Here is a 12,676-nt window from a genome sequence, read left to right on the forward strand (position 1 = left end):
CAGGCGACGCGGTGGATGGCACCGGCTTTGCCGGTGTTCGCGGGCGCGCCCGCTCCCACAGGTATTGCGTTGATTTCAGCTGATGCGCTGTACCTGTGGAGCGGCCTTGTGTCGCGAAAGGGCTGCAGGGCAGCCCCCGGTTCAACCTCGCTCTCGCGCCCGGACTGCAGTCACCGTCTCCCCACCTACCCCCAGTTATCGGTTGGCACCTCTTCGATCACCACAAAGGTACTGGCTGGCGGCTTGCCCAGCACCTCCTGCAAAAGGCGCGTCGTCCCTTCGATCAGCTGGCGCTTGTGCTCGGCAGTAACCCCTTCATCGGTTACGCGAATATGTACATAAGGCATGGTTGTACGCTCCTCAGGTCAGTGCCAGGTGCCAGCGGTACTGCCGCCATCCACGGGCAGGATGACACCACTGACAAAGCGTGAATCAACCAGGTACAGCACGGCGTCTACCACATCCTGGGGCGTGCCGGTGCGGCCACTGGGCGACAACACGCCCATCCCCTGCACCGTGTCGCCATGCAGCGGTGTAGCAATGATCCCCGGCGCCACGGCATTCACCTGCACGCCGCTGGCCGCCAGTTCCAGCGCCAGGCCCTTGACCGCCTGGTTCAGGCCGCCCTTGACCAATACTGGCAGCAAAGCTGGTACGCGCGTGTCCGGTTGCAGTGCAATGGACGCGGTGATGGCGATGATCTGCCCGTGCCCTTGTTGGCTCATGATCCGCGCCGCTTCCTGGGCCGGATAGAAAAAGCCCTTGAGGTTGGTGCCCACCAGGGCGTCGACATCGGCCTCGCTGTATTCGGCAAAGGGTTTGGCAATGAAGATGCCGGCATTGTTGATCAGGATGTCCACGCTGCTGGCCCGTGCCGGCATACCGCTGGTGCCGCAGGACTTGCAGCAGCACGAGTGCATCCAGTTCGAAATGCCCAGCAGCGGCCGCCGCCCGCCGTGGAGCTTTCGCCAGGATGGCCGCCAGGTTGAAATCGAAACCCAAGGCGCATTTACCTGGAAGTGCTTGCCGAGTTTGGCGGGACGACACGGCCGTTCATGCTGATCTACCCGCATGCCCCACACATGCCATTGCGGGTGCGGGTGTTCATTGATTTCCTGTTTGCCGAAGGGGCACGGCACCCAGGCTGATCCAAGGCGCAGGGGCGCATGGCCGACTATGCTCTTTGCTGCGTCGAGCCAATGTCATCTCGACGACCCTTCCGATTTCCCAGGAGAACACTCCATGAAGTCCATCGTACTGCTGGTGATTGCTTCTGTGTTGAGTTTTGCTGCCCATGCCGACCCGGCAAGCAACTGTGCAGCCAAGATCAAGGAACTTGAGGATTTCCACAAGGCCAGTGGCCAGGCGATGCATGGCGGTATGGCCCATGACTTCAAGGTCCACATGCAAAATGCCAAGGATGCCCAGGCCAAGGGTGACTATACCCAGTGCCAGGCCTCGTCGGACCAAGCCAAGACTATCTATAACAAGGCGCGTAGCAAGTAAGCCCTTGCCGGCGCCTTCGCGGGTAAACCCGCTCCCACAGGTACTGCACAGTTTTCAAAAACAGTGAGATCCCTGTGGGAGCGGGTGCACCCGCGAAGAGGCCAGTGCAGGATGACCCCGCTGTCAGAACCAGCGATCGTTCTTCTTCCGCCCCCGAGTCAGCGCCGGCAAGATCAACCCCGCCAGCAACCCCGCCCCGGCAATGCTGCCGCCATACACCATGTAGCGCATCATCACCTGCTTGTTCTCGTCACCCAGGCGGGCCTGGGTATCGCGCAGCTCCGATTGGCTCTGGTCAAGCTGCTCGTTCAGCGCCTTGTTGCGTGCTTCCAGTTCGTCGTTCAGCTTCTTGCGTGAATCGAGGGTTTCCTGCATGCCCTGCACGCGGTTCTTCCAGCTGTCGTCGATGGTCTTCAACTGCCCGGTCAGCTCTGCCACCTGGGCATCGAGCTGCGGCAGGCGCTCGTTCTGCCCCGGCACGGCCTGCAGGTCGTTGCTGAGTATCCACACCACATCGCCATTCTGCCCGCGCACCTGGCTGTAGTTGCCCTGGGTACCGAGCAGGGTCAGTTGCTGCCCGGACTTCAGCGTACCGACAATGCGGTGGCCATCGGTCGGGCCGCTGCGCACATAGGTGCTCAGGCTGTCGCTGACCCAGCGTGCGTCACTGGCGGGCGCTTCGGCGTGCACGGGTAGGGCGAGGGCTACCAGGGCGGCAATCAGGCCACCGCGCAGGGCAGGGAGGGCGGAAGCGGTTGGGCGGGAATCGGGCATGTTGGGTCTTCGCTGAAACAGGACAAAAGTAGGCCCGGTGACTGGGCCGATGAACCGGTCGGTGAGTTGACCGTCAGCGAAAGACCGTTTTTTTGTCAGCAGGTTCACTACCTGATATCGGAAATGTCTGCAGGATGTTGCAGAACCCTTCCCAGAGCGCTTCCTTGCCGATGCTGTTCTGGCGCTGCGTATGGGGCGCTTTTTTTGAGCGGCAAAGCTGCGACTAGACTCAATGGCTCCACACCTTTTCATGGAGCAAGGCCATGACTGCCAAGAACACCATCTGCCTCTGGTACGACAACGATGCCGAGCAGGCTGCCAACTTCTACGCCAGCGTGTTCCCGGATAGCGAAGTGCTCGCGCTGCACAAGGCGCCGAGTGATTACCCCTCGGGCAAGGAGGGCGACGTGATCACCGTCGAATTCACCGTCATGGGCATCCCCTGCGTAGGGCTCAACGGTGGCAAGGCCTTCACGCACTGTGAGGCGTTCTCGTTCCAGGTCAGTACCGAGGACCAGGCTGAAACCGACCGCTTGTGGGATGCGATTGTCGGTAACGGCGGCGAGGCCAGCGTGTGCGGCTGGTGCAAGGATAAATGGGGGATTTCCTGGCAGATCACCCCTCGCATCCTGATCGAAGCCATCGGCCATCCCGACCGCGCGGCGGCCAAGCGGGCGTTCGATGCCATGATGCAGATGGGCAAGATCGACGTGGCCACAATCGCGGCGGCATTGAAGGGGTGATCCCTGCGCTGTGGCTTGCCCTTTCATACGCTGCGGTTATCTGTTTGCCCTGGAAAATATCGCTTACCGAGCCGTGCCGCTGTTCCTAAACTCAGGTGGCGGCCCCCGGTTCAAACGCTGTTTTCCACACAACAATAACCAACGGAATACCGCCAGCCATGATGACATCGCCGTTCTCGATCCCCGCGCACACCCGCCGCATCGACCCTTCGCGCCAGCGCGCCGCCGCGCTCAAGGCCGATGGCTCGGTGGATGACAATGACCGCACCGAAATCGGCCCTACGCCGCTGGCCTTCGCGGAATGGGCAGCACTCGGCCTGCAGGCGCCGCATTTGCCAACCCTGCGCGCATACCGCCTGCAACGCATTCGTGAACAGCTGGTGGCCCGTGACCTGGGCGGCATCCTGCTGTTCGACCCGCTGAACATCCGCTACGCCACCGACACCACCAACATGCAGCTATGGACCACCCATAACCCGGCCCGCGCCTGCTTCGTCGCCGCCAGCGGGCATGTGGTGCTGTGGGACTTTCATGGCTGCGACCATTTGTCTGCGCACTTGCCGTTGGTCAGCGAGCTGCGCAGTGGCGCATCGTTCTTCTACTTCGAAACCGGCGACCGCACCGACGAGCACGCCCGGCGCTTCTGCGCCCAGGTCGACGAATTGCTGCGCACCCACGCCGGCAACAACCGCCGCCTGGCCGTGGACCGCATCGAAGTGGCCGGCCTGCGCGCGCTCGATGCCTTGGGCGTGCAGGTGCACAACGGCCAGGCCGTCACCGAGTTCGCCCGGCTGATCAAGGGCCCTGACGAAATCCTGGCGATGCGCTGTGCGGTGGCCTCTTGCGAGGCCTCGGTTGCCGAAATGCGCCAGGCCATGCGTGCGGGTGCTACCGAGAACGATGTCTGGGCAGCGCTGCACAGCGGCAATATCCGCCGCGGTGGCGAATGGATCGAAACCCGCATCCTCAGTTCCGGGCCACGCACCAACCCCTGGTTCCAGGAGTCAGGGCCACGGGTGCTCAGCGATGGCGACCTGTTGTCGTTCGACACCGACCTGATCGGTGTGTATGGCATTTGCGTAGACATGTCGCGGAGCTGGATCTGTGGTGGCCTGGAACCTACGGCCGAGCAGAAGCGTTTGTACCGGATCGCCCACGAGCATATCCACTTCAATGCCGCGATGGTCAAGCCTGGCGTGCGTTTCACAGAACTCACCCGTAACGGCCACCGCCTGCCGGAAAGCTGCCGCGAGCAACGCTACGGCGTAATGTTCCATGGCGTGGGGCTGTGCGACGAGTACCCGTGCATTCGTTACCCGGAAGACCTTGAGTCCTATGGCTACGAAGGTGAGCTGCAGCCGGGCATGGCCTTGTGTGTGGAGGCTTATGTAGGGGAGGTGGGTGGGCGTGACGGCATCAAGCTGGAGAACCAGTTGCTGGTGACCGAGGACGGGTATGAGCTGTTGACCCATTACCCGTTCGAGGAGAGCTTCCTGCGCGATTGATTGGCACAGGACAGAAGATTTTCTGAAGGTGGCCAGGATCTCTGTGGGAGCGGGCGTGCCCGCGAACACCGGCGCAGCCGTTGCCATGCACCGCGTTGGATTCTTCGCGGGCGCGCCCGCTCCCACAAGGGGGGATGCGTCGGGTCAGGATTGCGGGTTCAACCTTGCCACCCTCCGCCTAGCACCTTGTACAACGTCACCCGGTTCTGCTGCTCGGCCAGCTCCAGGCTGATCAGCGTCTGCTGCGCCGAGTACAGCGACCGCTGCGCATCCAGCACCTCCAAAAAGCTCTCCGACCCTTGCTTGTACAACGCCAGCGACAGGTCACGACTTTTCTCGGTGGCGTTGGTCAGGCCACGCTGCGCATCCAGCCGCTCATTGATGTGCCCCCGCACCGCCAACGCATCGGCCACTTCACTGAAGGCGGTCTGCAAGGTCTTCTCATACGTGGCAAGCTCGATCTCGCGGTTGACCTTGGCCGCATCCAGTGCCGCCCGGTTGCTGCCGGCATTGAAGATCGGCAGGTTGATTGACGGCGCAAAGCTCCAGGCGCGGCTGCCGCCAGCAAACAACCCGGCCAGCTCGCTGCTGGCGCTGCCACCGCTGGCAGTCAGGGTGACGCTGGGGAAGAACGCCGCCCGCGCCGCGCCAATGTCGGCATTGGCAGCTTTGAGCGTGTGCTCGGCGGACAATACATCCGGGCGCCGCTGCAACAGGCTCGAAGGCAGGCCAGCCGGCACGCCGACCAACAGCGCCGCATCCAGGCGGGCATCGCCCGGCAACAGTGTGTCGTCCAGGCGCCGGCCCACCAGCAACTCAAGGGCATTGCGGTCCTGCTCCACCTGGCTTTGGTAAGTGGCCACATCGGCCCGTGCCGACTCCACGGTACTCAGCGCCTGCGCCAGGCTCAGGCCAGACTCGCCACCCAGCGCGTGGCTTTGCTGCACCAGCGTGTGGGTTTGCTGCTGGCTGGCGTAGGTTTGCCGGGCCAGTGCCAGCAGTTGCTGGTCGGCAGCCAGGGTCATCCACGCACTGGCCACTTCGGCCACCAGGCTGATCTGCGTGCTCCGCCGGGTCTGCTCCAGCGCCAGGTAGTCTTGCAGCGCAGCGTCCTTGAGGTTGCCGAGGCGGCCGAACAGGTCCAGCTCGTAACTGCTTACGCCCAGGCCGACGCTGTACTGGCTGCTGACCGCGTTGCTGGTATCGCTCACGCTGCGCTGGCGGGTGCCATCTGCCGTGGCGGAAACGGACGGGAACAGTGCCGCACGCTGGATCCGGTATTGCGCACGTTGGTACTCGACGTTCAATGCCGCCACCCGCAGGTCGCGGTTGTTGGCCAAGGCCAGGGCCACCGTTTCGCGCAGGCGGGTATCGACAAACAAGGCCTGCCAGGCAATGTCGGCGCTGTTGCTGCTGCTGGCCGTGGTGCCCGGCCATTGCCCGGAAACAGGGGCGCTCGGGCGTTGGTAGTCCGGTGCCAGGTTGACGCAACCGGCCAGGGCCATTACCAGCACCAAGGGAAGGGGGGACAGGCGCATCAGGCTTCTCCTGCAACAACGACAGTGCGTGGGGCGTTGCGGCGTGCAGCCAGGCGCTGCACCAGCACATAGAACAAGGGGATGAAGAACAGGCCGAGCACGGTGGCGGCAAGCATGCCGCCCAGCACGCCGGTACCGATCGCCTGGCGCCCGCCGGCACCGGCACCGCTGCTCAGGGCCAGTGGCAGTACGCCGAGGATGAACGCCAGCGAGGTCATCAGCACCGGGCGCAGGCGAATGCGCACGGCCTCCAGGGTGGCAGCCAGCAGGTCCTGGCCGCGTTCGTAGCCTTCCTTGGCGAACTCGACGATCAGGATCGCGTTCTTCGCCGCCAGGCCTACGGTGGTCAGCAGGCCGACCTGGAAGTACACATCGTTGTCCAGGCCGCGCAACCCGGTCAGCACCAGCGCGCCGAGGATGCCCACCGGCACCACCAGCATCACCGCGAACGGCACCGACCAGCTTTCATACAGCGCCGCCAGGCACAGGAACACGAACAGGATGGAAATGGCATACAGCAACGGTGCCTGGTTGCCCGCCAGGCGTTCCTGATAGGACTGGCCCGCCCAGGCATAGCCGATACCTTCCGGCAGTTGCGCCATGACCTGCTCGACCGCCGCCATGGCGTCGCCAGAGCTGACGCCGCTGGCCGGTTCGCCAACCAGTTCGTACGCGCCAAAGCCATTGAAGCGCTCCAGCAGCGGCGAGGCCGTGCTCCACGAGGTGCTGGTGAATGCCGACATCGGCACCATGGCATCGCTGTCGTTGCGCACGTACCAGGCGCCGATGTCCTCGGCCAGCATGCGTTTGTCGGCCTCGCCCTGCAGGTACACCTTCTTCACCCGCCCGGCATCGACGAAGTCGTTGACGTAGCTGCCGCCCATCACCGTGCTGAGGGTGGCGTTGATGTCACTGGCAGCGACGCCCATGGCACCGGCTTTGCGGTCGTCGATGGCAATGTTCAGTTGGGGCGTGTCTTCCAGGCCCTGGGCCCGCACATTGGCCAGGCGCGGGTCCTGGGCGGCAAGGGTGATGAACTGGTCACGCGCCTTGAGCAGCTCGGCATGGCCCAGGCCTGCCAGGTCCTGCAACTGAATGTCGAACCCCGAACTCTGGCCCAGGCCCTGAATGGCCGGCGGCGCCATGACGAACACGTTGGCGTCGAGAATGTTCGACAATGCCAGGTTGGACCGGCGTGCCACGGCAGCGGCGCTGTGCGCTTGGCCCTGGCGTTCGCTCCAGTCCTTCAGCTTGATAAAGCCGCGCCCCGAGTTCTGCGCGTTGCCGCCATTGCCCAGGCCGCGAACGGTCAGGATCGAGGCCACTTCCGGTTGTTGCAGCATGTAGGCCTGCACCTGGCTGCTCACCGCTTGCAGGCGCTCGTCGGTGCCACCCCCCGGCAGGGTCATCTGCATCATCAGCATGCCCTGGTCTTCTTCGGGCAGGAACGCCGACGGCAGTTTGTGGAACATCAGCGCTACACCGCCCAGCACCAGGGCGTACACCAGCAGGCCACGCAGTGGCCGCGCCAGCACCTTGCCGACCGCCTGCTGGTAACGCCAGGACATGCGCTCGAAGTGGCGGTTGAACCAGCCGAAGAAACCGCGGCGCGCTTCGCCATGGGCTGAAACGGGTTTGAGCAGGGTGGCGCACAGCGCCGGGGTGAGGGTCATGGCCACCAGCACCGACAGCGTCATTGCCGCCACCAGGGTGACCGAGAACTGCTTGTAGATCACCCCGGTGGAGCCACCAAAGAACGCCATGGGCACGAACACCGCCGACAGCACCACGGCAATGCCGACCAGCGCGCCACTGATTTCGCCCATCGACTGGCGCGTCGCCTCGCGTGGGGGCAGGCCTTTTTCAGCCATGATGCGTTCGACGTTTTCCACCACCACGATGGCGTCGTCCACCAGCAGGCCGATGGCCAGCACCATGCCGAACATGGTCAGGGTGTTGATCGAGTAGCCGAGCAGGGCCAGCACACCAAAGGTGCCCAGCAGCACCACCGGCACGGCGATGGCCGGGATCAGCGTGGCGCGCAGGTTCTGCATGAACAGGTACATGATCAGTACCACCAGGGCGATGGCCTCGAACAGGGTCTTGACCACTTCCTCGATGGAAATCTTAACGAACGGCGCGGTGTTGTAGGCCACTTCACTGCGCAACTGCAGCTTGCCGGGGAAGAACTGCTCCAGCTCGGCAAGCTTGGCCTGCACCGCCTCGGACACGTCCAGCGCGTTGGCGCCCGTCGCCAGGCTGACTGCCAGGCCGCCGGAGGGGCGGCCATTGTGTTCGGCGACCACGTCATAGCTTTCACTGCCCAGCTCCACACGGGCCACGTCCGCCAGCGTCACCACCGCGCCTGCGCTGTTGTGCTTGAGCACCAGCTCGCGGAACTGCGCGGCGGTCTGCAGCTTGCTGCGGGCGTTGATGGTGGCGTTGAGCTGTTGCCCGGCGCGGGCGGGCAGGGCGCCCAGCTGGCCGGCGGAGGTGTCGACGTTCTGCGCCTGCAGGGCGCTGCTCACGTCCGAGGGCATCAGTGCGTACTGCTTGAGTTTGTCTGGGTCGAGCCAGATGCGCATGGCATAGCTCGACCCCAGGGTGGTGACCTGGCCGACACCGCTGACCCGGCTGATCTGGTCATAGAGAGTGCTGGAGATGAAGTCGCTGATGTCGGTGGCGCTGACATCGGGGTTGTCCGACACCAGCGAAAGAATGATCAAGAAGTCGCTGGCGGAGTTGTGAATCTCGATGCCTTGTTGCTGCACGGCTTCGGGCAAGCGTGCCTTGGCCTGCTCCAGCTTGGTCTGCACCAGCATCTGCGCGGTGTTGATGTCGGTACCGGCCTCGAAGGTAAGGGTGATCGAGGCACTGCCCGCCGAGCTGCTGCTTGACGACATGTAGGTGAGGCCGTCCAGGCCGGTCATCTGCTGCTCGATCACCTGGGTTACCGAGTCTTCCATGGTTTTGGCCGAGGCGCCGGTGTAGGTGGCGCTGAGGCTGATTTGCGGCGGGGCGATGTTGGGGTACTGCGCCAGCGGCAGCTGGAAGATGGCCAGGCCGCCGCCGAGCATCACCAGGATGGCGATGACCCAGGCGAAGATTGGCCGGTCGATGAAGAAACGTGCCATGTCATTCGCCTCGCTTGCTGTCGTTGCGGGCGGTCAGGGCGTTGTCCCGCACTTGGACTTGCTGGCCGACGCGCACCTTTTGCAGGCCCTGTACGATCAGCTGGTCACCGGCAGCCAGGCCCTGGCTGACCCACCAGCGGTTGCCCACCGCACGGGCCAGGGTCAGCTCGCGCTGCTGCACCTTGCCATCGACCACTACCAGGGCGGTGGCGTCGCCACGTTCATCGCGGCTTACGCCTTGTTGCGGTACCAGGATGGCGCCTGCCTGCACACCTTCCTGCACGGTGGCCTTGAGGTACATGCCCGGCATCAGCAGGCCATCGGGGTTGGGCACCACGGCGCGGAAGGTCACGCTGCCGGTGCTTTCATCCACGCTCACCCCGTTGAAGGTAAGCGTACCGGCATGGGCGTAGGTGCTGCCGTCTTCCAGCTCCAGGCTGATACGCGTGGCGTCCTGCTGGGTGCTGGGCGCCAGCTTGCCTTCGGCCAGTTCGCGTTTCAGGCGTAGCAGCGTGCTGCTGGGCTGGGTGAAATCGACGTAGATCGGGTCCAGTTGCTGCACGGTGGTCAGCGCCGTGGTCTGCTCGGCCGTAACCAGCGCGCCAGGGGTGACCGACGAGGTGGCGGTGCGGCCATCGATCGGGGCATTGATGCGGGTGTAGTCAAGGTTGATGCGTGCGGTTCGCTGTGCGGCCTGGGCCGACTGCTGGCTGGCGCGGGCCTGCAGCAGTGCGGCCTGGGCGCTTTCGTTGTCTTCGGCGCTGATGGCGTCGATCTTTACCAGTTGCGCATCACGTTTGGCCTTCAGCTCGGCGGCCTTGAGCGTGGCGCGGGCCGAACTGACAGTGGCCTCGGCCTGGGCCAGCGTGGCCTGGTAAGGCTGCGGGTCGATCTGGTACAGCGCCTGGCCGGCCTTGACCGTAGCGCCCTCGTTGAACAGGCGCTTCTGGATGATGCCGCCGACCTGTGGGCGAATCTCTGCAATCAGGTGGGCACTGGCGCGGCCGGGCAGGGTGGTGGTCAGGGCCTGGGCGGCGGTGGTTACCTCGTACACCGCAACTTCTTGCACGGGGGGCGTCATGGCGGCCGTTTCGGCCTCGCGGCAACCGCCAATGGCCAGCAGGCCGGCACCCAGCAACAGGGCACGTGCCAAGGGCGAGCGGGCAAACATCAGGGAGTGGAATAAAGTAGGCATCGCAGGCTCCGAGCCAATGGATTTCGATGCCGCCAGCCTGCGCGGCAATTGTGCAGGCAATGTGCAGAAACCGTGGAGATTGCCCAGCGAGCCTTGCGGCACCTGGGCCTGCGCGCTTCAATACGGGCAATTCCAATGTGCCGGCGGTGCCATGAAAGTCAGCCTTTCACGCAAATTCTTCTTCGCCATGCTCGCGGTGTGCGCGTTTGCCGTGCTGGGCATGGTGTTTGCCGCCTACCTGAGCTTGAAGTACGGCTTTCTGGGTTACCTCAACCAGCAGGCCGAAGAACGCATGGAGCGCATCGTGCCGAGGGTCGAGCAGGCCTTTGCGCGCAATGGCAGCTGGGACTTCATCCGCCGCGACAAGGACCAGTGGTTCGAGCTGCTGCGCCCGGAAGACGTGCTGCCCGAAGCGCGTTTCGACGCCAGCCTGCTGACAGTTTCCGACCTGACCGGCGCGTTTGTGCGTTTTGCCCTGCTCGATGCGCAACGCCAGCCGATCATCGGCTACCAGGGGGCCCTTGCCGACATGCTGTTGCGCCCTATCCACCACCAGGGCCAGGTGGTAGGCTGGATGGCTCTGGCACCCTTGCAGTCGGTGACCAGCATCGGCGACCAGCGTTTTCAGCTCAACCAGCTGCGCTCCAGCCTGCTGATCGGCCTGGCTTGCTTGCTGGCCACGGCGGTTATCGCCTGGTGGCTGACCCGTGCCTTGCTACGGCCCATCCGCGAAGTGGCGAGCGCCACTCACCGCCTGGCAGCAGGCGATTACGCCATCCAGCTGCCGGTGCGCTCGGCAGACGAAGCCGGGCAACTGGCCGGTGACTTCAACCGCATGGCTGCAACCCTGGCCAGCAACGAGCGCCTGCGTCGCGATTTCATGGCAGATATCTCCCACGAATTGCGCACGCCGCTGGCGGTGATGCGGGCCGAACTGGAAGCCATGGAAGACGGCATTCGCCCCATCGACGGCAATGCCTTGCGCTCACTGCAGGGTGAGGTAGCTGCGCTGAGCAAACTGGTCGACGACCTGTTTGACCTGTCGTTGGCGGAAGTCGGTGGCCCCACCTACCGCCGCGAGCGCATCGACCTGTGCGTGCTGTTGCCCGTGGTGGCGCAAGCTTTTCAGGCCGGCTTCGCCGAACGTGGCCTGCAATTGCGCCTGGAACTGCCCGGGCAGCCGTTGTGGGTGCTGGGCGACGAGTCGCGTCTGGGCCAGTTGCTGCACAACCTGCTGGAGAACAGCCGCCGCTATACCGATGCGGGTGGCCGTACCGTCTTGCGTGCGTTTAAGGAGGGCGACCAGGTGCTGGTGCAATGTGAAGACACCGCCCCGGGCGTTGACAGCGCATCGTTGGCGCGCCTGTTTGAGCGCTTCTACCGCGCCGAGCGCTCGCGCAACCGGGCCAGCGGTGGCACCGGGCTGGGCCTGGCGATCTGCCGCGGTATTGCTGAGGTGCATGGTGGCCGGCTGACAGCCAAGGCGTCGCCCATGGGTGGGCTGCTGCTGGCGTTGGCGCTGCCGGTTGCAGGAGAACACGCATGAACCGGATTTTGCTGGTGGAAGACGAGCCCAAGCTCGCCGCCCTGGTGGGTGATTATCTGCGTGTTGGCGGGTATGTCGTCGACCATTGGGTCGACGGCCTGGCAGTGATCCCGGCCATTCGCCAGGGCCAGTACGACCTGATGCTGCTCGACCTGATGCTGCCGGGCCGTGATGGCCTGGATATCTGCCGGGAGTTGCGCGGTTTCAGCCGCCTGCCGCTGATCATGATGACCGCCCGCGTGGACGAGATCGACCGCTTGCTGGGCCTGGAACTGGGTGCGGATGACTACATCTGCAAGCCGTTCTCGCCGCGGGAACTGGTAGCCCGGGTCAAGGCGGTGTTGCGCCGCAGTGGTGAGCAGCCATGCAACCCGGGCCTGGAGCTGGATGCCCGCGCATTCCAGGCGCGCTATCGGGGTGTGGCACTGGAGCTGACACCGGTAGAGTTCCGCATGCTGGCAGCACTGGCGGTGCGCCCGGGGCAGGTGCTGTCGCGGGACCAGTTGATGAACCACATCTATCAGGACCACCGGGTGGTGGCTGACCGCACTGTGGACAGCCATGTGAAGAACCTGCGGCGCAAGCTGGAGGCGGTAACCCCTGGGCATGACCCGATCCGTTCGGTGTATGGGGTGGGGTATAGCCTGGAGTTCGAATAATCGGCGCTGCGCGGCTTCGTGTGGGAGCAACTGTATTGTTCAAGATCTGAAAGCGTGTGCAATCCCTTTGGGAGCG

9 protein-coding genes and 3 pseudogenes are annotated in these 12,676 nt (G+C 64.3%); 6 read left to right on the forward strand and 6 right to left on the reverse strand.

Annotated features, from left to right (window positions below):
* Positions 1-141 precede the first annotated feature (141 nt).
* Together ACIQUI_RS08375 and ACIQUI_RS08380 are read right to left on the reverse strand one after the other, a co-directional pair.
* Positions 142-347: pseudogene (locus ACIQUI_RS08375) on the reverse strand (4-oxalocrotonate tautomerase family protein).
* 18 nt (positions 348-365) lie between these two features.
* A pseudogene (locus ACIQUI_RS08380) lies at positions 366-860 on the reverse strand (SDR family NAD(P)-dependent oxidoreductase); the annotation flags it as partial.
* Positions 861-864: 4 nt separating this feature from the next.
* Here ACIQUI_RS08380 and ACIQUI_RS08385 point away from each other — a divergent pair.
* Together ACIQUI_RS08385 and ACIQUI_RS08390 are read left to right on the forward strand one after the other, a co-directional pair.
* Positions 865-1,148, forward strand: a pseudogene (locus ACIQUI_RS08385) (LysR family transcriptional regulator); the annotation flags it as partial.
* 94 nt (positions 1,149-1,242) lie between these two features.
* Positions 1,243-1,506, forward strand: coding sequence for a hypothetical protein (locus tag ACIQUI_RS08390; protein WP_403197024.1), 264 nt, complete (start codon positions 1,243-1,245; stop codon positions 1,504-1,506).
* 123 nt (positions 1,507-1,629) lie between these two features.
* On the opposite strand, the gene ACIQUI_RS08395 is transcribed toward ACIQUI_RS08390, so the two are convergent.
* Entirely contained in the window at positions 1,630-2,280 is a 651-nt protein-coding gene (locus ACIQUI_RS08395; protein WP_403197027.1) for a TIGR04211 family SH3 domain-containing protein, read from the reverse strand.
* Between the two features lie 263 nt (positions 2,281-2,543).
* Here ACIQUI_RS08395 and ACIQUI_RS08400 point away from each other — a divergent pair, with 263 nt between their 5' ends.
* Both ACIQUI_RS08400 and dddP read left to right on the forward strand, forming a co-directional pair.
* Positions 2,544-3,023 (forward strand): VOC family protein, encoded by a 480-nt coding sequence (locus tag ACIQUI_RS08400; RefSeq protein ID WP_403197028.1) that lies wholly within the window; start codon positions 2,544-2,546, stop codon positions 3,021-3,023.
* Positions 3,024-3,181: 158 nt separating this feature from the next.
* Positions 3,182-4,528, forward strand: coding sequence for a dimethylsulfonioproprionate lyase DddP (gene dddP / locus ACIQUI_RS08405; protein ID WP_403197030.1), 1,347 nt, complete (start codon positions 3,182-3,184; stop codon positions 4,526-4,528).
* Positions 4,529-4,686: 158 nt separating this feature from the next.
* On the opposite strand, the gene ACIQUI_RS08410 is transcribed toward dddP, so the two are convergent.
* The 3 genes from ACIQUI_RS08410 to ACIQUI_RS08420 are packed head-to-tail and all read right to left on the reverse strand — an operon-like array spanning position 4,687 to position 10,395.
* On the reverse strand, positions 4,687-6,066 hold the full coding sequence (locus ACIQUI_RS08410; protein ID WP_403197032.1) for an efflux transporter outer membrane subunit: 1,380 nt from the start codon (positions 6,064-6,066) through the stop codon (positions 4,687-4,689).
* Positions 6,066-9,200: an efflux RND transporter permease subunit gene (locus ACIQUI_RS08415; protein WP_403197035.1), complete on the reverse strand. Its 3,135-nt coding sequence runs from the start codon at positions 9,198-9,200 to the stop codon at positions 6,066-6,068. The genes ACIQUI_RS08410 and ACIQUI_RS08415 overlap by 1 nt, the downstream gene beginning before the upstream one ends.
* 1 nt (position 9,201) lies before the next feature.
* Complete coding sequence (locus ACIQUI_RS08420; protein ID WP_403197038.1) at positions 9,202-10,395, reverse strand: efflux RND transporter periplasmic adaptor subunit; 1,194 nt, start codon at positions 10,393-10,395, stop codon at positions 9,202-9,204.
* Positions 10,396-10,546: 151 nt separating this feature from the next.
* Here ACIQUI_RS08420 and ACIQUI_RS08425 point away from each other — a divergent pair, with 151 nt between their 5' ends.
* A complete protein-coding gene (locus tag ACIQUI_RS08425) occupies positions 10,547-11,941 on the forward strand; it encodes an ATP-binding protein (protein WP_403197040.1) in 1,395 nt (464 codons plus the stop codon).
* Positions 11,938-12,600: a response regulator gene (locus ACIQUI_RS08430; protein WP_403197042.1), complete on the forward strand. Its 663-nt coding sequence runs from the start codon at positions 11,938-11,940 to the stop codon at positions 12,598-12,600. The genes ACIQUI_RS08425 and ACIQUI_RS08430 overlap by 4 nt, the downstream gene beginning before the upstream one ends.
* Positions 12,601-12,676 lie beyond the last annotated feature (76 nt).

Origin of the sequence: Pseudomonas sp. NPDC090592, from assembly GCF_044769185.1 — a bacterium.
In the GTDB taxonomy this organism is placed as follows: Bacteria; Pseudomonadota; Gammaproteobacteria; order Pseudomonadales; family Pseudomonadaceae; genus Aquipseudomonas.